This window comes from Pseudomonas sp. Eqa60 (genome assembly GCF_018326405.1).
Lineage (GTDB): Bacteria > Pseudomonadota > Gammaproteobacteria > Pseudomonadales > Pseudomonadaceae > Aquipseudomonas > Aquipseudomonas protegens.
On the sequence record NZ_AP024342.1, the window covers coordinates 1,989,883 to 2,012,746 of the forward strand.

Sequence of the window (22,864 nt, forward strand, 5' to 3'; positions counted from 1 at the left end):
CTCTAAATTCCGATTCAGTAGTGTGGTATTTCCTTAATGAAAGTGTTGAAAGGCCAGGACATCCTGGCACTCGGCTTTATGACTTTTGCCCTGTTCGTCGGGGCCGGCAACATCATTTTCCCGCCTATCGTCGGCCTGCAGTCCGGACCCCATGTCTGGATGGCGGCGCTGGGCTTCCTGATCACCGCGGTCGGTCTGCCGGTGATCACCGTGGTTGCCCTGGCCAAGGTCGGCGGTGCCATGGACGCGCTGAGCACGCCTATCGGCAAGCTGGCCGGTGGCCTGCTGGCAGCGGTCTGCTACCTGGCGGTAGGCCCGCTGTTCGCCACGCCACGTACCGCTACCGTGTCCTTTGAAGTGGGCCTGGCGCCGTTGACCGGCGAAAGCCCGCTGGCCCTGTTCCTCTACAGTTCGGTGTACTTCCTGCTGGTGTTCTTCATCTCCCTGTACCCGGGCCGGCTGCTGGACACCGTCGGACGCTTCCTGGCGCCGCTGAAGATCATCGCCCTGGCTGTGCTGGGCATTGCGGCCTTTGCCTTGCCCGCCGGCGACATCGGCACCGCCACTCCCGAGTACGTTGCAGCACCGTTCTCCCAGGGCTTCATCAATGGTTACCTGACCATGGATACCCTGGGCGCGCTGGTGTTCGGCATCGTCATCGTCAATGCCATCCGTTCCCGCGGGGTCGAGTCGCCTCGGCTCATTACCCGTTATGCCGTGATCGCCGGCCTGATCGCCGGGGTCGGCCTGGCGCTGGTCTACGTCAGCCTGTTCCGCCTGGGCTCGGGCAGCCATGAAGTGGCCGCCGGTGCCAGCAACGGCGCCGCGGTATTGCACGCCTATGTGCAGCACACCTTCGGTTCCCTGGGCAGCGGTTTCCTCGCGGTGCTGATCTCCCTGGCCTGCCTGGTGACCGCCGTGGGCCTGACCTGCGCCTGCGCCGAGTACTTCAGCCGTGTCCTGCCGCTGTCCTACAAGACGCTGGTGGTGATCCTCGCGGCGTTCTCGCTGCTGGTATCGAACCTGGGCCTGACCAAGCTGATCGCGTTCTCGATCCCGGTGCTGACCGCGATTTACCCGCCGTGCATCGCCCTGGTGGCCCTGAGCTTCTGCAAGGACTTCTGGCAGGACCAGCGCCGTATCGTCGGCCCGGTGATGCTGGTGTCCTTCGTGTTCGGCCTGATCGATGCCCTCAAGGGCGCGGGCCTGGCCGGCTGGATGCCAACGCAGCTGTCGCACTTGCCGCTGAGCGAGCAGGGCCTGGCGTGGCTGGTGCCGTCGGTGATCGTGCTGGTGGTGGCAGTGATCTGCGATCGCCTGCTGGGCAAGCGCAGCGAAGCCCTGGCCTGACCTGAAGTTGATGGCCCGGGGTCGCCACAAGCGGCCCCCGAGCCCCCTAAAAAATGCCCCGCATCGATGGATGCGGGGCATTTTTTATGGGCGTACAGCGGTGTCTTTTTCCCCTGCGGGGCGTCGAAGCAGTGCCCTTTGCTTTTGTCTTCTGCCAACGCCTTACAGGAATTTGCATGTCGTTCGTTCAAGCCAACCTGATCCACCTACTGGCCGCCCTGTGGTTCGTCGTCTGCTGGGGTGGCTATACCCGCTACGCCAGTTGGAAGGGAAGGGACACCGCGTGCCTGGCCAGCGTCCTGCACCTGTATCGCGAGGACTGGATGCGCCGCATGCTGCTGCGGGACAACCGCATCGCCGATGCCAGCGTGATCGGCAACCTGGAGCGCAATGCCTCGTTCTTCGCCTCCAGTACCCTGATCATCCTGGCGGGCATTCTCACCGTGCTGGGCGCCTCGGAGCGTGCAGTGTCGCTATTGGCGGACATTCCCATGGTCCAGCAGGCGTCCCAGGGCATGTCGGAAATCAAGCTGCTGTGCCTGGCGCTGGTGTTCGTCTATGCCTTCTTTACCTTCAGCTGGTGCATGCGCCAGTACAACTTCGCCGCAGTGCTGGTGGGGTCGGCGCCAATGATCGGCGAGCGTCATGTTTCCGAGCAGGAGCGCAAGGCTTTTGCATCGCGAGCGGCTCGGGTAATTTCCATGGCGGCTAACCAGTTCAACTTCGGATTGCGTTCCTATTACTTCGGCATGACCATGCTGGCCTGGTTCGTCAGCCCCTGGTTATTCATGCTGATGAGCGCGGGTGTGGTGTTTGTCCTGTATCGGCGGGAGTTCCACTCCGATGTACTTGAAGTCATGGTCTATACACCGACAGAACAACCTGTGGTCGATAGCCCCAAAGATGCAGCCTGAGCGTTGATGGCTGATCGATTGAACGGTTGAAAGGAGTTGGCCAATGAGCAGTTCGCGTGCCCTGAAGTACTTGTGCCTGGGGTTCTTCCTGTTGTCGGGCTGCAGGGCGCAAACCCTGTATCTGAATGGCGAAGCTCGGGGCAGGGTGGTAGATGCATTGAGCGGCGTGCCGATCGCCGGGGCCAAGGGCGCCTTGTGTGGCGCACAGTTCCTGACGGCCGATGACGGGAGCTTCAAGGTCGAAGCGGCAACTGACTGGGAATGGGTCATGTTGCTGGCCGGGCGTTCGCCGCAGGACATCCCGCACCCTTGTTTCATGAGTATCGCGGCAGCGGATTACCAGACCCGCCAATGGCTGGCGCCTTTTACCGCCCACTACGACTTTCCCATCAGGTTGCTGCCCATTTCCAGCCCCTTGCACTATGCACTGGAGTCCCCGGGCAATGAGTCGGTGCCAATGCAGCCGTTGCAGGCAGAGCCCCGCCAGGACGAATTGTTCCTGGGGGCAGGCGGCTGATCTTCAACGCTTAGTTGCTTGCCCGGCAACTAAGCACTGTTGTATTGAGCGACTGTTTTACGAGCAAGAAAAAGCCCGCACTTGGCGGGCTTTGTTCTTTGTTGCGCTAAAACCGACTTAGTTGGTTTTAGGAGCTGCTTCCTTGGCGCTTTCTTCAGCAGCAGCCTTGTTGGATTCAGCCTGATCTTTGGCTGCTTCGGCGTTTTCTTTTGCCGCGTCGTTCACTTTATCCTGAGCTTCGTTCATTTTCTGTTGGGCTTGCTCAGCATGTTGATTGGCATCTTGAGCTTTGTCCTCGGATTTTTTGTCGCAGGCAGCCAGACCGAGGGAAGCGGTCAGCATCAGGGCAATAGCTAAAGTCTTACGCATGGGGTGTTTCTCCTTAGTGAAGATATCTACTGGCCTTTCGATCATGGCCTTGTGATTTAAGTTCCTTGAGACTCACAGATATATTAAGTAGTCATTTCATGGAACTTTTGCCTGCTTCATTCAACGCACATTCCCGACAATAAAAAGAGATAAATCCCATGGCGCAAAACCCTATTTCTGAGCGTGCGGCGCGCTTTCTTTCCGCCTTGCGCCACTGCCAGGTGCTGGGCATCCGGGTACATAGCGCCTCTGAAGAGGGCCTGACCCTGACCTTGCCCTACAGTCCGCAGATTGTCGGCGACCCGCAAACCGGGATCATTCACGGCGGTGCCCTGACCACGCTGATGGACAGCGCCTGTGGCATGGCCACGCTTTGCGTGCTGCCGGAGTTCGAAGTGTGTCCGACCCTGGACCTGCGCATAGACTATATGCATCCGGCGGTCCCTCATCATGACGTGCACGGCTTTGCCCAGTGTTACCGGGTCACCACCGATGTGATCTTTACCCGCGGCTTTGCCTATCAGGATGATCCCGAGCGTCCCGTGGCTCATGTAGTCGGCACTTTCATGCGCATGGGCCGGGGGCTCAAGGGCAGCCGCGGGCTGGCCAGCTCAATCAAGGGGGAGCGGGCATGAGCACGGACCTTCGAGCACTCCTGGAGCAGGCTCGCCAGCAGGGCGATTACACCGCGTTGCTGGAGCAGATCCCCTACGCGAAGCTGATTGGCATCGAGTGCACGCAACTGGGAGATGAACTGCTGTTTCGCCTGCCGGCCAACAAGGACAATATCGGCAACCCTCTGCTTCCAGCCCTGCACGGTGGAGTGATCGCCGGTTTCATGGAACTGGCGGCCGCCTTGCATTTGCTGATTCTCACCGGCTCGCCCGGGGTGCCGAAAATCATCGACTTTTCCCTCGACTACCTGCGCGCCGGGCAGTTTCGCGACACCTTTGCCCGCTGCCAGGTATGCCGGCAGGGCAGAAGGGTGGCCAATGTCGCCATCACCGCCTGGCAGAGCACTGCCGAGGAGTCGATTGCCACCGCTCGCGCACATTTCAAGATCGAAGAGAGCACCGGCCCTTGAAATCCAGCGAGCGACCCCCACTTTCATGTCATCCCGCCGCCCTCCGCTCCCGGAACGCGGCCAATGCCATCTGATTGGAGTTTGATGACCATGAGTGTGGAAACTCAAAAGGAAACCCTGGGCTTCCAGACCGAGGTGAAGCAACTGCTGCACCTCATGATCCATTCGCTGTATTCCAACAAGGAAATCTTCCTTCGCGAATTGATCTCGAACGCCTCTGACGCCGTCGACAAATTGCGCTTCGAAGCCCTGTCCAAGCCCGAGTTGCTGGAAGGTGGCGCCGAACTGAAAATCCGTGTGAGCTTCGACAAGGACGCGAAAACCGTCACCCTCGAAGACAACGGTATCGGCATGAGCCGAGAAGATGTGATCACCCACCTGGGGACCATCGCCAAGTCCGGCACTGCCGATTTCATGAAGAACCTCACCGGCGACCAGAAGAAGGACTCGCACCTGATCGGTCAGTTCGGCGTGGGTTTCTACTCCGCCTTTATCGTGGCCGACCAGGTTGAAGTGTTCAGCCGCCGTGCCGGTCTGCCCGCCAGCGAAGGCGTGCACTGGTCGTCCAAGGGCGAAGGCGAGTTCGAAGTTGCGACCATCGACAAGGCCGAGCGCGGTACCCGCATCGTTCTGCACCTGAAGTCCGGTGAAGACGAGTTCGCCGATGGCTGGCGCCTGCGCAACATCATCAAGAAGTATTCCGACCACATCGCGCTGCCGATCGAGCTGCCCAAAGAAGCCGCTGCCGCTGAAGGCGAAGAGAAACCTGCGCTGGAGTGGGAAACCGTCAACCGCGCCAGTGCCCTGTGGACCCGCCCGCGTACCGAGATCAAGGACGAGGAATACCAGGAGTTCTACAAGCACATCGCCCATGACTTCGAGAACCCGCTGAGCTGGAGCCACAACAAGGTCGAAGGCAAGCTGGAGTACAGCTCGCTGCTCTACGTACCGGCTCGCGCGCCGTTCGACCTGTACCAGCGTGAAGCGCCCAAGGGCCTCAAGCTCTACGTGCAGCGCGTGTTCGTCATGGATCAGGCCGAGTCGTTCCTGCCGCTGTACCTGCGCTTCATCAAGGGTGTGGTGGATTCCAACGACCTGTCGCTGAACGTCTCGCGGGAAATCCTGCAGAAAGACCCGATCATCGACTCGATGAAGTCGGCGCTGACCAAGCGTGTCCTCGACATGCTGGAGAAACTGGCGAAGAACGAACCCGAGCAATACAAGGGCTTCTGGAAGAACTTCGGCCAGGTGATGAAGGAAGGCCCGGCCGAGGACTTCGCCAACAAGGAGAAGATCGCCGGCCTGCTGCGCTTCGCCTCCACCCAGGGCGACGACGGCGAGCAGAATGTCTCCTTGGCCGACTACCTGGCTCGCGCCAAGGAAGGCCAGGACAAGATCTACTTCCTCACCGGCGAATCCTACGCCCAGGTGAAGAACAGCCCGCACCTGGAAGTCTTCCGCAAGAAAGGCATCGAAGTGCTGCTGCTCACCGACCGTATCGACGAGTGGCTGATGAGCTACCTCAACGAGTTCGACGGCAAGAGCTTTGTCGACGTGGCGCGCGGCGACCTGGACCTGGGCAACCTCGACTCCGAAGAGGACAAGAAGGCTGCCGAGGAAGTCGCCAAGACCAAGGAAGGCCTGGTTGAGCGGATCAAGACCGCCCTGGGCGAGAGCGTCAGCGAAGTGCGGGTCTCCCACCGCCTGACCGACTCGCCGGCGATCCTGGCCATTGGCGAGCAGGACCTGGGGCTGCAAATGCGTCAGATCCTTGAAGCCAGCGGGCAGAAGGTTCCGGATTCCAAGCCGATCTTCGAGTTCAACCCGACTCACCCGCTGATCGAGAAACTCGACGGCGAGCAGAGCGAAGAGCGCTTTGGCGACCTGTCGCACATTCTCTTCGATCAGGCGGCCCTGGCGGCCGGTGACAGCTTGAAGGATCCGGCGGCCTATGTGCGCCGGCTGAACAAGCTGCTGGTGGAGCTGTCGGTTTAACCACGTTGCAAGAAAAACCCGCTTCGGCGGGTTTTTTCATTCTGGTGTCCCCCTACTGGAGAAGCTGAGTCATGAGTCAAATCACAGTGCGTTCCGTGGTCTATCAGATCGATGGCCAGCCCTATGAAGGCCGCCTGGCCTTCGATGCCGCCCATAAAGCTGCGCGTCCGGGGTTGCTGATGGCGCCGAACTGGATGGGTGTCAGCGCCGGCGCGGAGAAGATCGCCGAGGCGGTGGCGGCCAAGGGTTATGTGGTGCTGATCGCCGATCTGTATGGCCAGTCGCTGCGCCCCGGCGATGCGAGCCAGGCCGGTGCCGCGATGATGCCGCTCAAGGATGATCGGGCGTTGTTGCGCAAGCGCATGCAGGCGGCCTTTGCGGCCTTGCAGAGCCAGGGCGAAGCCGCGGTGGACACCTCCAGGCTGGCCACCTTCGGCTTCTGCTTTGGCGGCTGCTGCGCCCTGGAACTGGCCCGCAGTGGCGCGCCGGTGAAGGCGGCGGTGTCGTTCCACGGCACCCTGGACACCCCCAACCCTGCCGATGCCAACAACATCAAGGGCTCGGTACTGGTACTGCACGGCGCGGCGGACCCGTTCGTGGCCAAGGAGCAACTGCCGGCCTTCGAAGCGGAAATGGACGCCGCGGGAGTGGACTGGCAACTGGTCAGCTACGGTGGCGCGGTGCATTCCTTCACCGACACCCACGCCAACCTGCCGGGCAAGATGATGTACGACGCCAAGACCTCGGCCCGGGCCTTCGCCACCATGCATTACCTGCTGGACGAAGTCTTTAGCGGCTGACCCACCGACCCTGATCCCGTAGGAGCTGGCTTGCCAGCGAAGGCGTCAGTGAGAGCAACGCCAGATTCACGGGCCTGTTCGCCGGCAAACCGGTCCCTACCGATCAGTGGCGGGCGGGTGGCAATTCGATGCGCTCGCTTTCTCCCGGCACCTGCGGCCAGTCCCCGGCGGCCCAGCGTCTGCGAGCTTCATCGATCAACAGTGGATCGCTGGCGACGAAGTTCCAGTTGATCCGCCGCGGGCCGTCCAGGGCGGCGCCGCCGATCAGCACCGCATGGCAATCGCTCTCGGCGAACAGCGTGGCGTTCTCCCCCTCTGGCAATACCACCAGCGAGTGCACGGGTAATGGCTCGCCGTCCAGTTGTGCCTCGCCCTCCAGTACATACAGCGCACGCTGTTGATGCTCGGTGGGAATCAGCAGGCTGGTGGCGGTCTGCAGCCGCAGCTCGGCATACAGGGTGGGGGAGAGCACCGGCACCGGCGACTGCAGGCAGAAACCGCTGCCGGCAATCATCCGAATGCTCACCCCCAGGTTGTCGCTCACCGGCAGGCTGTTGGCCGGGTGATGGCTGTAGTGCCCCGGGCCCTGCTCCTGTTCTTTGGGCGAGGCCAGCCAGACCTGCAGGCCGTGCATGGCAAACCCCTGGGCCTGCAAGAGTGCTGGCGTGCGCTCGACATGGGCGATGGCGCTGCCGGCGGTCATCCAGCTGACGTCCCCGGCGCCCACGATCTGGTCGGAGCCCAGGCTGTCCTTGTGCTGGATCTGCCCGGCGAACAGGTAGGTCAGGGTGGAGAGGCCGATATGCGGATGCTGGCGGATATTCATGCCTTTGCCCGGCGGGTAGCGGGTTTCCAGCATGTGGTCGAAGAACACGAAAGGCCCGACACTGCGGCACTGGGCCGAAGGCAGGGGGCGCAGGATGGGTTGGCCTTCAACGTCCTCGGCACGGGGACGGATCACGAGGGGGGAGTTCATGGCGGATTCCAGGCTGATCGGGTTATGCCCGGGAGCATAACCCGCTTGTGCCAGCCTTGCCGCTACTGGCTGAAGGCACCTTCGGAGAGGTGGGTCTCGATGCTGACTTCGCTGGTGGTCATCAGCTTGTGGATCGGGCAACGGTCGGCCACCCGGTGCAGCTCATCACGCTGGGCGTCGGTGAGCACGCCCTTGAGGGTCAGTTTCACATGCAGGGCGTACTTGCCTTTCTGCTCTTCGCTGTTGTCGTGCTTGATCTCCACGGTGACCCCGGTCAGCGGGATGTTCTTCTTCTGCGCGTAGAGCTTGAGGGTCAGGGCCTTGCAGGCGCCCAGGGCGGCATCGAAGTAGTCATGGGGCTCGGGTGCGGTGCCTTCGCCACCGGCGGACTTGGGCAGGTCGGTGAACAACTGGTGGTCGTCGACCTGGATGCTGTGGCGGAAACCTTCGCTGGACTCGGTATTGACGGTGATGGTCATGGCAAACCTCAGGCAGTGATGAATAAGGATCAGGCTGTAAGGGTGCTGAAGTTATAGAGCATATCGAAGCGCGGGCGTTCCCCTTTTTCTGAACCTGCGGCTCGGCGTCGCGGTCTACCCTGCTTCGATCCATGGGAGGCGGCGCGGTGCACTGGAACCCTGTTCAAGCAAGCTGTTTGTGGGCGCTGCTGATGCTGCCGCTGGCGGTGGCCCAGGCGCGTGACTATGTGTACAGCGACGCGCACCTGCATTACGTGGACTTCTTCCAGGAAACCGCGGGCATGGAAGCCTTGCTCAAGGCCATGGATGACAACCGCATCGAGCAGGTGATGATTGCCGGGATTCCGGTGGCCAAGAAATGGCACGAGGATGAGCCCAAGCGCCCGCGCTACTACGCCGGGGACGATGCCGCGGCCTACTGGTACAGCGCCACCGACGTGCTGGTGGCCGCCGCGGTGAAAAAGCTGCCGGCCGAGCAGCGCCGGCGCTTTCATCCGTTCCTTTCGGGGTTCAACCCCAACGACAAGAACTCCGCGGCGCATATCCAGCGCATGCTCGATCTCGACCCGGGGCTGTGGCAGGGCATCGGCGAGGTCTTCACCCGGCACGACGATCTCACCGCGCTGACCGCCGGCGACACGCCGCGGGCCAATAACGAGGCGATGACCAAGGTCTATCACCTGGCGGCCGAGAACGACCTGCCGGTCATGCTGCACTCCAACATCACCTCCAAGCGCGAGCGCAATCCGCTGTACCTGGCGGAAATCGAAGAGCCGCTGCGCAATCACCCCCATACGCGTTTTATCTGGGCCCATGCCGGCACCAGTGCCGAGATCCATCGTCACCAGACCCGGCTGGAGTTCCTGCTGCCGACCCTGACGCGGCTGCTGGAGAGCTACCCCAACCTCTACATCGACCTGTCCTGGAGCCTGCTCACGCCCTATCTGCTGGATAAGCAGGGCAACCCCGACCCGGTCTGGCTGCAGCTGGTGGAGCGCTTCCCGGAGCGCTTCATGCTGGGTTCGGACGTGGTCGGGCGCTTCAACAAGCTGGGGAGCGAGCTGCGGGGGTTCGATGGCTTTCTTGACGCCTTGCCGCAGGAGGTGGCACGCAAGGTGGCCCATGACAATTTCCTCGCCATCCTTCCCGCCAACCATCGTCCCTAGCAGGCGCCAGACTGTCATCAGCCTGTCATGCCTGCTTCATAAGCTCGCGCCATCTCAATCAAGGAGCGCGATATGCACCTCACTCGTTTAAGCGCACTGGCGGCGCTGATGATCTTCAGTGGCCTGGCCAGCGCCGAAGTCCGTGTCGAAGGGCCGGTGGAATACGGCGTGTTCGAAGGTCCCAAGGCCGAGCTGCAATCGGGGGAGCGGGTGCTGCGCCGCAGCAACGAGAAGATCCAGCAGACTTCTGTGGTGCCCGCCAGGCTGGGGACCAAGTTCGGCATGCGTTACCAGTTGCTGGGCAAGGTGGCCGAAGATCAGCCCCTGACTCTTCTTTACCTGACGCCGGGCATCCGTACGCCGGACGGGGTACGCCATGACAAGTTCGAAATCACTCAGAAACTGGTGCCTAACGCTCCCCAGGATGTGATGGCCTATGAGTTCACCGAAAGCCATGAGGTGGTCCCGGGCGAGTGGCGTTTCATGGTCTTCCAGGGCGACCGATTGTTGGCAGAACAGCGATTTTCTGTGCGCTGAATCGTTTTACGCCCAAGTATTGGAGTGCTAGGGCGTTTTGATATCACGTTTTTGTCTTACGCAATTTTCCAATGGCCCGATACCGTCTAAGAGCACCCTGCTGCAAGTTCTTGCAGCGCTCTAGGAAGGAGCCAGAGGAATGAGTCTTAGAAGTCTGAACATTGCGTTACGGGCGAGCCTGGGTTTCGGCTTGCTGGCGTTGATGGTGTTTGCCCTGGGGGCATTCGCCTTGATGCAGATGGGCAATATGCGCCAGCAGTCCGATGAAGTGGAAAGCAATTGGCTGCCCAGCGTGATGTCCGTAGGGGAAATGAACCAGGACCTGCTGCGCATTCGCGCCCTGACCCTGCGACTGTTGATCAATCGCGACCCGCAGGCGATCACCCAGAACGAAATCAAGATCAACGAGATCAAGAGTGTCCTGGGGGTTGCCCAGAGCCGCTACGAATCCTTGATCCTCCTGCCCCAGGAGCGGGTCCTGTTCGATCGTTTCAAGACCATCGAAAAACAGTACCTGCAACGCCAGGAACGGGTCATGCAGCTCTCCAGCCAGAACCAGCTGGAGGAAGCGGTCAAGGTGGTCAATGGCGAAATGAACCAGCTGGCCGATGAGATGGCCGCGACCCTGCACGAGCTGGTGGAGCTGAACAAGCAAAGCGCGACCCATGCCACCGATCTGGCCCAGGCGGTGTTCAGCAAGTCGCGGGTATGGGTGATCGGCATGATTGCCCTGGCGGCGCTGGTTACCATCGGCCTGGCCCTGTTGTTGACCCGCAGTATCGTCCTGCCTCTGGCGCAGTCGTTGAATGTGGCCGAAGTGGTGGCCGGCGGCGATCTGACCGGCACTATCACGGTGACCGGCAGGGACGAGCCGGCGCGGCTGCTGCACGCGCTCAAGGCCATGCAGCACAGCCTGCGGGAAACCATCCGGCGCATCTCCGATTCATCCAGCCAGCTGGCCTCGGCCTCGGAAGAGCTCAGTTGTGTCACCGAGGATGCGACCCGTGGCCTGCATCAGCAGAGCCTGGAGATCGAACAGGCGGCCACGGCGGTAAACCAGATGACCGCAGCGGTGGAGGAGGTGGCCAGTAACGCAGTGGCCACGTCCGAGGCCTCGCGGGAGTCCGACCGCATCGCCCAGCACGGGCGCGAGCAGGTGCACCAGACGGTGCTCTCGATTGAGTCGCTGGCGCAGGACGTGACGGCCAATGCCAGCCAGGTGGAGGATCTGGCGCAGAAGGTCTATGGCATCAGCAAGGTACTGGAGGTGATCCGTTCCATTGCCGAGCAGACCAACCTGCTGGCGTTGAACGCGGCCATCGAGGCGGCACGGGCCGGGGATGCGGGACGCGGGTTCGCAGTGGTGGCCGATGAAGTCCGGGCCCTGGCTCATCGGACCCAGCAGTCGACCCAGGAAATCGAGCAGATGATCGGCGGTATCCAGCAGGGCACCGACCAGGCCGTCAGTTCCATGCAGCAGAGCAACAACCGCGCCCATTCGACCCTGGAGGTGGCCAAGGCGGCAGGACAGGCGCTGGAGGAAATCGCATCGGCCTTCACCCAGATCAATGAGCGCAACATCGTCATTGCCAGCGCCTCGGAGCAGCAGGCGGCAGTGGCGCGGGAGGTGGACCGCAACCTGATGAACATCCGCGACCTGGCCTTGCAGACCTCCGCCGGGGCCAATCAGACCAGTGCGGCCAGCCAGGAGTTGTCGCGCCTGGCGGTGGACCTGAACAGCATGGTGGCGCGTTTCTCGGTCTGAGCCTTCTGGCAGGCGAAAAAAAGCCCCGAACCGGTCGGGGCTTTTTCATTCGGCGAAGCGGTGGGGCTTACTTGCCCTGCCAGCGCTTCAGGACCAGGGTGGCGTTGGTGCCACCGAAGCCGAAGCTGTTGCTCATCACGGTGTTGATGGTGGCGTCTTCGCGGGTCTTGGTCAGGATCGGCATATCGGCCACTTCCGGATCCAGCTCGTCGATGTTGGCCGAACCGGCCATGAAGTTGCCTTCCATCATCAGCATGCAGTAGATCGCTTCGTGAACGCCGGCAGCGCCCAGGGAGTGACCCGACAGGCTCTTGGTGGAGCTGATGGCCGGGGCCTTGTCGCCGAACACTTCACGCACGCCCTTCATTTCCGCGACGTCGCCGACCGGGGTCGAAGTGCCGTGGGTGTTCAGGTAGTCGATAGGGGTGTCGACGGTGGACATGGCCATTTCCATGCAGCGGATTGCACCTTCGCCGCTTGGAGCCACCATGTCGTAGCCATCGGAAGTGGCGCCGTAGCCGACGATTTCCGCGTAGATCTTGGCGCCACGGGCCAGAGCGTGTTCCAGCTCCTCGACCACCACCATGCCGCCACCGCCGGCGATGACGAAACCGTCACGCTTGGCGTCGTAGGCGCGGGAGGCCTTTTCCGGGGTTTCGTTGTACTGGGTGGACAGGGCACCCATGGCGTCGAACAGGAACGACTGGGTCCAATGCTCTTCTTCACCGCCACCGGCGAAGACGATGTCCTGCTTGCCCATCTGGATCTGTTCCATGGCGGTACCGATGCAGTGAGCACTGGTGGCGCAGGCAGAAGCGATGGAGTAGTTCAGGCCCTTGATCTTGAACGGGGTGGCCAGGCAGGCGGAAACGGTGCTGCTCATGGTCCGCGTAACGCGGTATGGGCCAACGCGCTTGACGCCTTTCTCGCGCAGGATGTCCAGCGCTTCCATCTGGTTCAGGGTCGAGGCGCCGCCGGAGCCGGCGATCAGGCCGGTGCGCGGGTTGGACACTTGTTCTTCGCTCAGGCCGGAGTCGGCGATGGCGTCTTTCATGGCCAGGTAGGCGTAAGCCGCCGCGTGGCCGACGAAGCGATAGATCTTGCGGTCGATCAGCTCTTCGAGGTTCAGGTCAATGGAGCCGGAAACCTGGCTACGCAGACCCATTTCGGCATATTCCGGGTTGAAGCGGATGCCAGGGCGACTTGCACGCAGGTTAGCGGAGACGGTCTCTTTGTCATTGCCCAGGCACGAAACAATGCCAAGACCTGTGATAACGACGCGGCGCATGCGGATAACCCTTAGAAGTTGTCAGTTGAAGTAAACACGCCGACCCGGAGGCCTTCGGCGGTATAGATTTCGCGGCCGTCAACGCTGACCGAACCATCGGCGATGGCCATGTTCAGCTTGCCCTTGAGCACGCGCTTGATGTGAATGTTATAGGTGACTTTCTTGGCGGTCGGCAGGACCTGGCCGAAGAATTTCACTTCCCCCGAACCCAGGGCGCGACCGCGGCCCGGCAAGCCCTGCCAGCCGAGGAAGAAGCCCACCAGTTGCCACATGGCATCCAGGCCCAGGCAGCCTGGCATCACCGGGTCGCCTTCGAAGTGGCAAGCGAAGAACCACAGGTCTGGAGTGATATCCAGCTCAGCGACCAACTCACCTTTACCGTACTTGCCACCCTCTTCGCTGATATGGGTGATGCGATCCACCATCAGCATGTTGGGGGCGGGCAGTTGCGCGTTACCTGGGCCGAACAGCTCACCGCGACTGCAGCGCAGCAGGTCTTCCCGAGTAAAGGCGTTTTGTTTGGTCATGCGAGCTCCTCAATAGTCCCGTGCGGCAGGGTTGGGCAAATCTTCCCGGCCGATCGAAGCGTTCATGCCTCGAGCCGGCAGCCTACTCATAGACTATTGCGTTGTAGTGAAAGTCACAGCGCAAAGGGCATGAATGTACACTTGTGCACTGAAATTTTTTTTGAGGGCCTTTTCAGGGCCCCGTCGGGTGCCTAAGACTGCCGCACTTTCGCCCATGACGCCAGTCGTAGCTGTTGGAAAATAGCCGGTTATTGCACCCAACGTTGGAGAATTTGCTGCAGATCCGCGCGCTTGAAAGGCTTGGCCAGGTAGTCGTTCATGCCCGCTGCAAGGCAGGCTTCACGGTCGCCCTGCAAGGCGTTGGCGGTCAGGGCGATGATCGGTAAATCGGCACAACCGGGCAGTTGGCGGATCTGCCGGGTGGCCTCATAGCCGTCGACCAGCGGCAGTCGGCAATCCATCAGAATCGCCTCGAAGATCAGGCTTTCGGCACTGCGGACCGCCTGGGCGCCGTCGGTGACGATGCTCACGGTGAACCCCAGGCTGCGCAGCATGGCCTGGATCACGGTCTGGTTCACCGGGTTGTCTTCCACCAGCAGCACGTTGCGGCCTTCACCGGAGTGCTGATTGCTGCTCACCCGCGGGGCCAGTACCGGCAGGCTCTGCTGGAACAGCGCCAGGGGGATTTCCAGGGTGAACACCGAGCCTCGGCCTTCCTCGCTCTGGGCCCGCAGGGTGCCACCCATGCGCTCGGCCAGGGTGCGGGCGATGGGCAGGCCCAGGCCGGTGCCGCCATAGCGACGGGAAATCGAACTGTCGGCCTGCTGGAAGGCGTCGAACATCAGCTCCAGGCTGGCCGGGCTGATGCCGATACCGCTGTCGCGCACTGCGCAGGTGAACCACAACAGTTCGTGATCCAGGGCCTGCCACTGGGGCTCGATGGTGATGCTGCCCTGCTCGGTGAATTTCAGGGCGTTGCCGATCAGGTTGACCAGGATCTGCCGGATTCGCGTCGGGTCGCCCTTGACCTGCAGCGACTCCATGCCCGGCGGCAGCCGCAGTTGCAAGTCCAGGCCGCGTTGCAGGGCGCTGTGCTGGAAGGCCTGGGCCGAGCTGGTGATCAGTTCGGCAAGGTTGAATGGGATGTGCTCCAGTTCCAGGGCCGAGCGTTCGATGCGGGAGAAGTCGAGGATGTCGTTGATCACCTTCAGCAGGTGTTCGGTGGATTCCGACGCCAGCGCCGCGTACTCGCTCTGTTCCTGGGTCATCTGGGTGGTTTCCAGCAGTTGCAGCATGCCCAGTACACCGTTCATCGGTGTGCGCAGCTCGTGGCTCATCATCGCCAGGAAATCCGACTTGGCCTTGTTCGCCCGTTCCGCCTCTTCCCGGGTCTGGATCAACTGGGACATGGCCTGGTGCTGCTCGCGGCTGGCCAGTTCCAGGCCGGCGGCGAGGTTGTTGATGTGCCGGGCCAGGTTGCCCAGCTCGCCATCGTCGACGATCGGCAGCGGGGTCTTGAAATCCCCTTCCTGGATTGCCTTCACCGCATCGCCCATGGCGCGGATCGGCTGTGCCAGGCCGGCCGCCAGGCGCCGGGCCAAGAGGAAGGTGAAGAGCAGGGCGAACAGCGCGAGGATGGCGGCCTTGAGGAGGATTTCCTGCTGGCGCTGGCTGAAGGCGTCGTTGGACATGCCGACGATCACCCGGCCCAGGTAACCATCGCCCTGGGCGGCCACGCTGGCCGGGTCGTTCTGCAGAAAGTCGTTGTGCACCTGGATGCGCTGCAGGCGTACCGGGGCCTGGAATACCTTGATCTGCTGCGCGTGGTTGTGGCTGGCCGAGGGCTGTTCCACGTACACCAGGATGTTGTTGGCGCTGTCCTGCACTTCCAGGAAGTGCACATGAGGTGTGGCCAGGGTTGCCTGCAGGAGGCTCTCCAGGCCCTCGTTGTTGCCGGAGATCACCCCGTACTCGGTGGCTGGCGCCAGTTGATTGGCGATCAGTTGCCCGGTGTGGTTGAGCTCCTGGCGCAAGTCCTGGATACGCACGAAGGTAAAGAAGCTGATCAGCAGCAGGGTCAGGAGCAGGGCCGGGCCCAGGCTGATGAGCTGAGTGCGGGTCTGGATATCCCATCGGCGACGCAATGTCATGGGTGCTTCTCTCCTTCACTCAACTGGCGCGCAACGGCCTGCGGGTCGATTTCCTCGATGCCCAGCGAGCGTGCCACCTGTGGGTTGCTCATTACTTTGAAAGCCGTCGGGTATAGCGCGCGGGGCCAGCGAGCCGGCGGTTGGTCGAGCAGGCTGTCCAGGGTCTGCAGCCAGTCCTGCTGGTCGCTGTAGGTGCTGGCCAGGCTGCCGGCCCGGACGAAGCCGGCATTGGGGCCGATCAGCGCCTGTTGCCGGGCGTAGCTGCTCAGTAGCAGGTTCTTCACGGTTTTCGGGTTGTACAGCTTCGGATCATCCAGGCCCAGCAGCACTTCGCTGTTGCGCAGCAGGTTCTGCAGCGGGCGGCTGTCGCTGGTGCTGTCCCAGGGTTCGGCGATGATTTCCATGTTCAGGGTTTGCGCGGCCAGGTGCAGCTCCTTGAGCAGGAACCGGCTGTCGGCGCTGTACAGCACCCCAACCCGGCGCACCTGCGGCAGAACACTGCGGATCAGGCGTAACTGGCGCTCCAGGGGCGGATCGCTCCACAGCAGGCTCAACCGTGGATGAGGGCTTTGCGCCAGGCGCTGTTGGGCCTGCAGGCGGCTGATGCGCAGGACCAGGGTCGGCGGGCCCAAGGGATCTTGCAGGCGCCAGTCGAGGCTTTGCGGGTCCAGCAGGATCAGGCGCGTGCTGCCGGGCAACTGGCCCGGCGGCGGCAGTTGGGCCAGGGGGACGAAGCGCACCTGGTCCCGGGGGCGCTGGGCGGCCAGTTCTTCGGTGAAGGTGCGCACGCTGCTGTTGTCGTCGCTGGCGGTGAGCAGCACATCGGCCGCCCACAACGGGTTGCCCAGCAGCATGCCCAGTACCAGCAGGCACAGGCACAGGCACAGGCGACGATGTATGCGCAGGGCCTTCCAGGGCCGACAGTGGCCCATGTCAGAACTCGAGCTCCGCGCTGAAGTAGACCACGTGGCGCGAGTCGTAGAGATTGTCGGCGAAGGTGGTGGGCTGGTGGTCGAGCCGTTGCTGCAGGGTGCCGGCCAGTTCCAGGCTGGTCTTGCTGCCCAGGGCCAGGCGCTTGGCGATGCGGGTGTCGACCCGTTCGAATCGGTAGCCGTTGAGGGCGCTGTCGCCATAGTAGAAGAGCGCGCTGGACCAGCCCTGGCCCCAATTGCGCAGCCAGCCGGCGGAGCCGCTGTTGCTGGCGGTCAGGCGCTGGTCCAGGCGGTTGCTGGCCTGGGCATGGACGTAGGCGTAGGTCAGGCGCAGGCGGTCGGCGCGGCTCAGTTGCCAGTCCAGCTGGCTCTCGGTACCGGCGAAGCGTGAGGCGTTGCTGTTGCTGGCGATGTACTGGTTGTTGCGCAGCGGCTCGCTGATCATCCCGGTGATTTCGTCATAGAACAGCTTGATGTCGAGGTTCAGCGCCTGGTCGACGAAGTAACCGTTGTAGCCCAGTTCCCGGGAACGCATGTGCTCCTGGTCGAGGTTGCCGGGGCCACGGGTCTTGACGAAGTACTGGGCGCTGTTCTGGCCGTAGACCGGGGTGCTCAGGCCGGTGACCCGGTAGCTCCAGTTGACGTTGTTCTCGAACATGTCCGGGGAGCGGATGGCTTCCGAATACACCGCCCGCAAGCCGTGGCGCGGGTTGATCAGGTAGTTGACCGCGATCCTCGGGGTCAGGGAGTTGCCGGTCAGCTGGGTGTCTTCGTACATAGCCCCGCCCTGGATCAGCCAATGTTCGCTGGCCCGCCACTCCAGCTGGCCGAACAGGCGCCAGGTGGTGTCGTCGAGGGTGCCGTTGAAGTAGGTTTCGGAGTCGGCCCGGTCGTAACGATAGTTCATGCCGCTGACCAGCCGCAGGTTGTCGCTGAGGCTCAGGGTGTCCTGCAGCTCCAGGTCGTAGCGGGTTTCCCGAGAGCTCTGGTCGATGTTGCCGCAGACCGTATTCTTGCCGCCGCCGGTTTTCCATTGGTCGATGACCTGGTTGGCCAATGCCTGTTCCGTCGGGGTTCCACCGGGCGTCGCGCTTAAATAATCGGGCATGTGGCGCGCCAGGCGCTCGGCGTAGTTCGGGTTGAGTTGCCACAGGCGTGTCAGCTCGGGGCTGAAGGAAATTGCCGCGTCGCAGGCACGCCAGGTCTGCTGGCGGTCCCAGTGTTGGGCCGAGCCCTGGATATAAAGGCTGTGCTGTGGATTGAGCTCCAGGTTCCAGCGCAGTGACCCGGCGTAGTCCTTGGCCACCACATCGGAGTTGTTGCCTTGCTGGGTTACCCCGTGGAACACCGGCTGATAGGTATAGGGCCGCTGGTTGGTGCCTTCCTTGGCATTCAACTGCCAGTCGATGCTCTGCTGTTCATTGAGCATCTGGCTCACGGACAGACTGAAGCGGTTCAAGCGCTTGCTGTCGCGGTAGTCGGCCCCCAGGCGATTCTTGTCGAAGCCATCATCTTCCTGCCCCGACAGCGACAGGCGCAGGTCGCCGGTTTCCCAGCCGGTACCCTGGCTGGCGTACCAGTCGCTGATGCCGCGCTGGCCCCGGGTCAGCTTGACCCGCGTGCCATGGCTGTTGGCCGGGGCGCGGGTGATGATGTTGACCACCGCCATCAGCGCGTTGGCGCCGTAGCTGACGGTATTGGGGCCGCGAAACACCTCGATGCGCTCGATGTCTTCCATGGCCACCGGGATATCGCTCCAGTCCACTGTCGCCAGGCCGGCGCGATACACCGAACGCCCGTCGATCAGCACTTGCATGCGCCGGGCTTCGCTGGCGTTGGTGCCGTGGTAGTTGACCGTGGCCTGGTTGCCGCTGATGGCGCCGACCATCATCCCCGGCACCAGGCGCAGCAGTTCGCTGATGTCCCGGGCGCCGCTGGCCTTGATCAACTCGTTGTCGAGCACCGTCATGCTGCCGGGAACCGCGGCAGGTGACTGTTTCAGGCGGGTGGCGGTGAGGACCTCGGGCAGGGCGGTGCCGTCCAGGAACAGATCGTCGGCCAGCACCGAGTGGCCGAACAGCATGCCCAGCAGCAGCGACAGACGAAGAGGTGAGGGGCCAGCGGACACGACACAGCCTTGAATCTTGATGGAAGGCGCGCATGTTAACCGAGATAGTCGAGTTTTCCAGTCGATAAGCCCGACATTCCCCGAATGACTCCACGTGTTCCCGACAGGTTGCCTGAATGGCCCCTGGGGCTGGTGGTGAGAAAACCGCCCCGTATAATGCCGCCATCGCCACTGCTATGGATTAACGGATTGCATATGACACAACAGCGCCCTATTGCGGTCCTGGGAGGCGGAAGTTTTGGTACCGCCGTGGCCAATCTGCTGGCCGAGAACGGTCATCGGGTGCGGCAGTGGATGCGCGATCCCGAGCAGGCCGAGGCCATTCGGGTCAACCGCGAGAATCCGCGCTATCTCAAGGGCATCAAGATTCATCCGGCGGTGGAGCCGGTCACCGACCTGCTGGCCACCCTCAATGACAGTGACCTGTGCTTTGTCGCCTTGCCCTCCAGCGCCCTGCGCTCGGTGCTGGCGCCCCACGCCGAGCTGCTCCGCGGCAAGCTGCTGGTCAGCCTGACCAAGGGCATCGAGGCCCAGACCTTCAAGCTGATGAGCGAGATCCTCCAGGACATCGCCCCGCAAGCGCGCATCGGCGTACTTTCCGGCCCCAACCTGGCTCGGGAAGTGGCCGAGCACGCCCTGACCGCCACCGTGGTCGCCAGTGAAGACGAAGAGCTCTGTCAGCGGGTCCAGGCCGCGCTGCACGGCCGCACCTTCCGTGTGTATGCCAGTGCCGACCGCTTCGGTGTGGAACTGGGCGGGGCGCTGAAGAACGTCTACGCGATCATCGCCGGCATGGCGGTGGCCCTGGGCATGGGGGAAAACACCAAGAGCATGCTGATTACCCGGGCGCTGGCGGAAATGACCCGCTTTGCCGTGAGCCAGGGCGCCAACCCCATGACCTTCCTCGGCCTGGCCGGGGTCGGCGACCTGATCGTCACCTGTTCCTCGCCCAAGAGCCGCAACTACCAGGTGGGCTTTGCCCTGGGCCAGGGCCTGAGCCTGGAAGAGGCGGTGACCCGCCTGGGTGAGGTGGCGGAGGGCGTCAACACCCTCAAGGTGCTCAAGGTCAAGGCTCAGGAGCTGGGGGTCTACATGCCGCTGGTGGCCGGCCTGCACGCGATCCTGTTCGAAGGGCGTACGCTGAACCAGGTAATCGAGCTCTTGATGCGCGGCGAGCCGAAAACCGACGTCGACTTTATCTCCACCAGCGGATTCAACTGAGCAGCACAGGAGCCAGACATGAACGATACGAATTCCGAAGCCAAATACGAGTCCATCCTCCTGCGGGTGCTGTGGATGCTGATATTCGTGCTGGTGTGGCAGGTGGCGCAGTTTCTCCTGGGCGCGCTGGTGCTGGTGCAGTTGATCTATCGCCTGATCTACGGCGCGCCGAATGCCGGCCTGATGAACTTCGGCGATAGCCTGAGCCAGTTCCTGGCGCAGATCGGCCGTTTCGGCAGCTTCCATACCGAACAGAAACCCTGGCCGTTCACCGATTGGCCCGCTCCCCGGGCGCCTGAAGGCGAAGCTCCCCATAGCGTGCCGCCAGCGCCTCACCCGGTGCGTGACGAGGAGCCCAAGCTGTGAAGCTGTGGGTGCTGCGTCACGGCCAGGCCGAGTCCCATGCGCCGACCGATGCCCAGCGCAACCTCACGGCCCACGGTCGCGAGGAAGTGCTGGGCAGTGCCGCGCACCTGATCGGCCAGTCCATCGCCGCGATCCTCGCCAGCCCTTATGTACGTGCCCAGCAGACTGCACAGCTGGTGCGCGAGGCCCTGGGGTTCGAAGGCGAGATCCGCACCGTGCCCTGGCTCACCCCCGAGGCCAACCCGCTGCAGGTGCTGGAGCAACTGGACAGTGCCGACAACCTGCTGCTGGTCAGCCATCAACCCCTGGTGGGCAACCTGATCGGCCTGTTGCAGCACGGCCACCTGCGTGATCCGCAGCCGATGAACACCGCCAGCCTGGCGGAGCTCGAAGGCGACTGGCCCCTGGCAGGGCTGATGACCTTGAATGCCGTGACACACTCTTGATGGACGCGGCGGCAGGGCATGCCCGGGCCGCCGTTGTTGTCTCGAACCCACCGATCCCCGGTTGCGATCCGCTACATTTCTTAACTTGCAGCGCTCCTTTGTGCGTGGAATAGTCCACCAAGCAAGTGCTTGGTTGGTGTCGCGAACAGAATAAGAACAAAGGAGCGAGTCATGTCTGCTGCTTTTCGTTTGCCCCTGCAAGTGTTCTACGAGCGCGAGGCTCGTCATCCCCAGCAGCGCTTTCTGGTCCAGCCCAGTGCCGGCGGGCAGGTGCAGGAGCTGAACTGGTTCGACGTGGGCCAGCAGGCCCGGCGTGCCGCCCAATGGCTGCGCGAGCGCCAGCTGCCTTCCGGCAGCCACATTGCAATCATTGGCAAGAACTCCGCGCACTGGGTCATTGCCGACCTGGCGATCTGGATCGCCGGGCATGTCTCGGTGCCGTTGTATCCCAATCTCACGGCCGAGTCGGTAGCCCAGGTGCTGGAGCATTCCGAGTCGGCCCTGGCCTTTATCGGCAAGCTGGACGACTGGCCGCAAATGGCGCTCGGGATCAAGGCCGGGCTGCCCACCATCCGCTTGCCCCTGGCCCCCGAAGGCCCTTTCGATTTCAGTTGGGAGGACCTGCAGCGCTGTCCGCCGATCGAGGATAGCCCGAGCCCTGCGGCCGATCAGCTGGCCACCATCATCTATACCTCCGGCACCACTGGGCTGCCCAAGGGCGTGATGCACAGTTTCGGCAACCTGGGCTTTGCCGCCAGCCATGGTGTGCAGATGTTCGGCCTGGGCCCCGAGGACCGGCTGCTGTCCTACCTGCCCCTGTGCCACGTGGCCGAGCGCATGTTTGTCGAGATGGCGGCGATCTATACCGGGCAGACGGTGTTCTTTGCCGAAAGCCTGGACACCTTCCTCGCCGACCTGCAGCGAGCCCGGCCCACCGCGCTGTTTGGCGTGCCGCGGATCTGGACCAAGTTCCAGATGGGGGTCTACAGCAAGGTGCCGGCCAAGCGCCTGGATTTTCTCCTGGGCCTGCCCTTTATCGGCAAGCGTGTCGGCCACAAGGTGCTGAGCGGGCTCGGGCTGGACGCGTTGCGGGTGGCGCTGTCGGGAGCGGCACCGGTGCCCCAGACCCTGTTGCACTGGTATCGACGCCTCGGGCTGGACGTGCTGGAGGTGTACGGCATGACCGAGAGCTGCGGCTACTCCCATATCGGCCGCTCCGGTGAGCATGTGCCCGGCTGGATTGGCCGGCCCTGCCCGGAAGTCGAGGTGCGCATCGACGAGGCGGGGGAGGTTCAGGTACGCAGCGGAGCCACTATGCTGGGCTATTTCAAGGACCCGCAGAAGACCGCCGAAACCGTTACCGAGGATGGTTTCCTGCGCACCGGCGACAAGGGGGAGCAGGATGCCGCCGGCAACCTGCGCCTGACCGGCCGGCTCAAGGAGATCTTCAAGACCAGCAAGGGCAAGTACGTGGCCCCGGCGCCCATCGAGAACCGCCTGGCGGTGCATGCCCATATCGAGCAGGTGTGCGTGGTGGGCGACGGGCTGATTGCCCCCCTGGGCCTGTGCGTGCTTTCGGCTGCGGGTGCGCAGGCCGCCGCCGGCAGTGCCCGGGAAGGCTTGCACAGCAGCCTGGAAAGCCTGCTGGCCCAGGTCAATGGCAGCCTGGACAAGCACGAGCGGCTGCATCGGCTGGTGGTAGTCAAGGACAGTTGGGCGGTGGAAAACGGCTTTCTCACTCCAACCCTGAAGATCAAGCGCAATGTGATCGAAGCCACCTATGGCGGCAGTTTTCAAGCCTGGAGCGAGCGCAGCGAAGCCGTGCTGTGGCAGGATTGACCGACAATAACCACC

At 62.7% G+C, this 22,864-nt stretch carries 22 protein-coding genes; 14 read left to right on the forward strand and 8 right to left on the reverse strand.

Annotation, left to right across the window (positions count from 1 at the left end):
* Positions 1 to 36 precede the first annotated feature (36 nt).
* The 3 genes from brnQ (at position 37) to KI242_RS08995 (ending at position 2,781) form a co-directional block, all read left to right on the forward strand.
* The gene (brnQ, locus tag KI242_RS08985) at positions 37 to 1,350 is read left to right on the forward strand and encodes a branched-chain amino acid transport system II carrier protein (RefSeq protein ID WP_011060055.1); all 1,314 of its coding nucleotides are present in this window, start codon (positions 37 to 39) and stop codon (positions 1,348 to 1,350) included.
* A 176-nt stretch (positions 1,351 to 1,526) separates the two neighbouring features.
* The gene (locus KI242_RS08990) at positions 1,527 to 2,264 is read left to right on the forward strand and encodes a DUF599 family protein (RefSeq protein WP_011060056.1); all 738 of its coding nucleotides are present in this window, start codon (positions 1,527 to 1,529) and stop codon (positions 2,262 to 2,264) included.
* A gap of 43 nt (positions 2,265 to 2,307) precedes the next feature.
* A complete protein-coding gene (locus tag KI242_RS08995) occupies positions 2,308 to 2,781 on the forward strand; it encodes a hypothetical protein (protein WP_053149797.1) in 474 nt (157 codons plus the stop codon).
* Positions 2,782 to 2,898: 117 nt separating this feature from the next.
* Here KI242_RS08995 and KI242_RS09000 read toward each other — a convergent pair whose 3' ends face one another.
* Positions 2,899 to 3,150, reverse strand: a complete 252-nt coding sequence (locus KI242_RS09000; RefSeq protein ID WP_011060058.1) for a hypothetical protein — start codon at positions 3,148 to 3,150, stop codon at positions 2,899 to 2,901.
* A gap of 158 nt (positions 3,151 to 3,308) precedes the next feature.
* Between KI242_RS09000 and KI242_RS09005 the strand changes: the two genes are divergently transcribed.
* The 4 genes from KI242_RS09005 (at position 3,309) to KI242_RS09020 (ending at position 7,029) form a co-directional block, all read left to right on the forward strand.
* Entirely contained in the window at positions 3,309 to 3,785 is a 477-nt protein-coding gene (locus tag KI242_RS09005) for a PaaI family thioesterase (RefSeq protein ID WP_015634669.1), read from the forward strand.
* Positions 3,782 to 4,234 carry a PaaI family thioesterase gene (locus KI242_RS09010; protein ID WP_015634670.1) on the forward strand — a complete coding sequence of 151 codons (453 nt, stop codon included), beginning with the start codon at positions 3,782 to 3,784 and terminating at the stop codon, positions 4,232 to 4,234. Before KI242_RS09005 ends, KI242_RS09010 begins: the two co-directional genes overlap by 4 nt.
* Before the next feature lie 90 nt (positions 4,235 to 4,324).
* On the forward strand, positions 4,325 to 6,229 hold the full coding sequence (gene htpG, locus KI242_RS09015) for a molecular chaperone HtpG (RefSeq protein ID WP_011060059.1): 1,905 nt from the start codon (positions 4,325 to 4,327) through the stop codon (positions 6,227 to 6,229).
* A 71-nt stretch (positions 6,230 to 6,300) separates the two neighbouring features.
* Entirely contained in the window at positions 6,301 to 7,029 is a 729-nt protein-coding gene (locus KI242_RS09020) for a dienelactone hydrolase family protein (RefSeq protein WP_015634672.1), read from the forward strand.
* Positions 7,030 to 7,132: 103 nt separating this feature from the next.
* On the opposite strand, the gene KI242_RS09025 is transcribed toward KI242_RS09020, so the two are convergent.
* Both KI242_RS09025 and KI242_RS09030 read right to left on the reverse strand, forming a co-directional pair.
* A complete protein-coding gene (locus KI242_RS09025) occupies positions 7,133 to 8,005 on the reverse strand; it encodes a pirin family protein (RefSeq protein ID WP_015634673.1) in 873 nt (290 codons plus the stop codon).
* A gap of 62 nt (positions 8,006 to 8,067) precedes the next feature.
* On the reverse strand, positions 8,068 to 8,484 hold the full coding sequence (locus KI242_RS09030) for an OsmC family protein (protein WP_011060062.1): 417 nt from the start codon (positions 8,482 to 8,484) through the stop codon (positions 8,068 to 8,070).
* 131 nt (positions 8,485 to 8,615) lie between these two features.
* Here KI242_RS09030 and KI242_RS09035 point away from each other — a divergent pair, with 131 nt between their 5' ends.
* From KI242_RS09035 to KI242_RS09045, 3 genes are all read left to right on the forward strand, one after another.
* Positions 8,616 to 9,650 carry an amidohydrolase family protein gene (locus KI242_RS09035; protein WP_077933600.1) on the forward strand — a complete coding sequence of 345 codons (1,035 nt, stop codon included), beginning with the start codon at positions 8,616 to 8,618 and terminating at the stop codon, positions 9,648 to 9,650.
* 72 nt (positions 9,651 to 9,722) lie between these two features.
* Entirely contained in the window at positions 9,723 to 10,187 is a 465-nt protein-coding gene (locus KI242_RS09040; RefSeq protein WP_015634675.1) for a DUF3859 domain-containing protein, read from the forward strand.
* A gap of 139 nt (positions 10,188 to 10,326) precedes the next feature.
* Positions 10,327 to 11,952: a methyl-accepting chemotaxis protein gene (locus KI242_RS09045; protein WP_212806063.1), complete on the forward strand. Its 1,626-nt coding sequence runs from the start codon at positions 10,327 to 10,329 to the stop codon at positions 11,950 to 11,952.
* A gap of 67 nt (positions 11,953 to 12,019) precedes the next feature.
* Here KI242_RS09045 and fabB read toward each other — a convergent pair whose 3' ends face one another.
* The 5 genes from fabB to KI242_RS09070 form a co-directional block, all read right to left on the reverse strand.
* The gene (gene fabB / locus KI242_RS09050) at positions 12,020 to 13,240 is read right to left on the reverse strand and encodes a beta-ketoacyl-ACP synthase I (RefSeq protein ID WP_011060066.1); all 1,221 of its coding nucleotides are present in this window, start codon (positions 13,238 to 13,240) and stop codon (positions 12,020 to 12,022) included.
* Between the two features lie 11 nt (positions 13,241 to 13,251).
* Complete coding sequence (gene fabA, locus KI242_RS09055) at positions 13,252 to 13,767, reverse strand: 3-hydroxyacyl-[acyl-carrier-protein] dehydratase FabA (RefSeq protein WP_011060067.1); 516 nt, start codon at positions 13,765 to 13,767, stop codon at positions 13,252 to 13,254.
* A 248-nt stretch (positions 13,768 to 14,015) separates the two neighbouring features.
* Positions 14,016 to 15,917, reverse strand: a complete 1,902-nt coding sequence (locus KI242_RS09060; protein WP_015634677.1) for an ATP-binding protein — start codon at positions 15,915 to 15,917, stop codon at positions 14,016 to 14,018.
* Positions 15,914 to 16,849 carry an ABC transporter substrate-binding protein gene (locus KI242_RS09065; protein WP_174394959.1) on the reverse strand — a complete coding sequence of 312 codons (936 nt, stop codon included), beginning with the start codon at positions 16,847 to 16,849 and terminating at the stop codon, positions 15,914 to 15,916. The genes KI242_RS09060 and KI242_RS09065 overlap by 4 nt, the downstream gene beginning before the upstream one ends.
* Before the next feature lies 1 nt (position 16,850).
* Positions 16,851 to 18,977, reverse strand: coding sequence for a TonB-dependent receptor (locus KI242_RS09070; RefSeq protein WP_072444197.1), 2,127 nt, complete (start codon positions 18,975 to 18,977; stop codon positions 16,851 to 16,853).
* 195 nt (positions 18,978 to 19,172) lie between these two features.
* On the opposite strand from KI242_RS09070, the gene KI242_RS09075 reads away from it, so the two are divergent.
* The 4 genes from KI242_RS09075 to KI242_RS09090 all read left to right on the forward strand — a co-directional run bounded on the left by KI242_RS09075 (position 19,173) and on the right by KI242_RS09090 (position 22,849).
* Positions 19,173 to 20,198, forward strand: coding sequence for an NAD(P)H-dependent glycerol-3-phosphate dehydrogenase (locus KI242_RS09075; RefSeq protein ID WP_011060071.1), 1,026 nt, complete (start codon positions 19,173 to 19,175; stop codon positions 20,196 to 20,198).
* An 18-nt stretch (positions 20,199 to 20,216) separates the two neighbouring features.
* On the forward strand, positions 20,217 to 20,564 hold the full coding sequence (locus tag KI242_RS09080) for a DUF4389 domain-containing protein (protein WP_077933603.1): 348 nt from the start codon (positions 20,217 to 20,219) through the stop codon (positions 20,562 to 20,564).
* Positions 20,561 to 21,010, forward strand: coding sequence for a phosphohistidine phosphatase SixA (sixA, locus tag KI242_RS09085; protein WP_077933604.1), 450 nt, complete (start codon positions 20,561 to 20,563; stop codon positions 21,008 to 21,010). The genes KI242_RS09080 and sixA overlap by 4 nt, the downstream gene beginning before the upstream one ends.
* 171 nt (positions 21,011 to 21,181) lie before the next feature.
* Positions 21,182 to 22,849 carry an AMP-binding protein gene (locus tag KI242_RS09090; protein ID WP_077933605.1) on the forward strand — a complete coding sequence of 556 codons (1,668 nt, stop codon included), beginning with the start codon at positions 21,182 to 21,184 and terminating at the stop codon, positions 22,847 to 22,849.
* Positions 22,850 to 22,864: the final 15 nt, after the last annotated feature.

Coding starts and splice junctions, on each gene's coding strand:
- KI242_RS09025 (WP_015634673.1), bottom strand. CDS start 8,005: ATGAACTCCCCCCTCGTGATCCGTCCCCGTGCCGAGGACGTTGAAGGC.
- KI242_RS09075 (WP_011060071.1), top strand. CDS start 19,173: ATGACACAACAGCGCCCTATTGCGGTCCTGGGAGGCGGAAGTTTTGGT.
- KI242_RS08995 (WP_053149797.1), top strand. CDS start 2,308: ATGAGCAGTTCGCGTGCCCTGAAGTACTTGTGCCTGGGGTTCTTCCTG.
- htpG (WP_011060059.1), top strand. CDS start 4,325: ATGAGTGTGGAAACTCAAAAGGAAACCCTGGGCTTCCAGACCGAGGTG.
- KI242_RS09035 (WP_077933600.1), top strand. CDS start 8,616: ATGGGAGGCGGCGCGGTGCACTGGAACCCTGTTCAAGCAAGCTGTTTG.
- KI242_RS09010 (WP_015634670.1), top strand. CDS start 3,782: ATGAGCACGGACCTTCGAGCACTCCTGGAGCAGGCTCGCCAGCAGGGC.
- KI242_RS09060 (WP_015634677.1), bottom strand. CDS start 15,917: ATGACATTGCGTCGCCGATGGGATATCCAGACCCGCACTCAGCTCATC.
- KI242_RS09005 (WP_015634669.1), top strand. CDS start 3,309: ATGGCGCAAAACCCTATTTCTGAGCGTGCGGCGCGCTTTCTTTCCGCC.
- fabA (WP_011060067.1), bottom strand. CDS start 13,767: ATGACCAAACAAAACGCCTTTACTCGGGAAGACCTGCTGCGCTGCAGT.
- KI242_RS09065 (WP_174394959.1), bottom strand. CDS start 16,849: ATGGGCCACTGTCGGCCCTGGAAGGCCCTGCGCATACATCGTCGCCTG.
- KI242_RS09030 (WP_011060062.1), bottom strand. CDS start 8,484: ATGACCATCACCGTCAATACCGAGTCCAGCGAAGGTTTCCGCCACAGC.
- fabB (WP_011060066.1), bottom strand. CDS start 13,240: ATGCGCCGCGTCGTTATCACAGGTCTTGGCATTGTTTCGTGCCTGGGC.
- brnQ (WP_011060055.1), top strand. CDS start 37: ATGAAAGTGTTGAAAGGCCAGGACATCCTGGCACTCGGCTTTATGACT.
- KI242_RS09000 (WP_011060058.1), bottom strand. CDS start 3,150: ATGCGTAAGACTTTAGCTATTGCCCTGATGCTGACCGCTTCCCTCGGT.
- KI242_RS09045 (WP_212806063.1), top strand. CDS start 10,327: ATGAGTCTTAGAAGTCTGAACATTGCGTTACGGGCGAGCCTGGGTTTC.
- KI242_RS08990 (WP_011060056.1), top strand. CDS start 1,527: ATGTCGTTCGTTCAAGCCAACCTGATCCACCTACTGGCCGCCCTGTGG.
- KI242_RS09040 (WP_015634675.1), top strand. CDS start 9,723: ATGCACCTCACTCGTTTAAGCGCACTGGCGGCGCTGATGATCTTCAGT.
- KI242_RS09090 (WP_077933605.1), top strand. CDS start 21,182: ATGTCTGCTGCTTTTCGTTTGCCCCTGCAAGTGTTCTACGAGCGCGAG.
- KI242_RS09080 (WP_077933603.1), top strand. CDS start 20,217: ATGAACGATACGAATTCCGAAGCCAAATACGAGTCCATCCTCCTGCGG.
- KI242_RS09020 (WP_015634672.1), top strand. CDS start 6,301: ATGAGTCAAATCACAGTGCGTTCCGTGGTCTATCAGATCGATGGCCAG.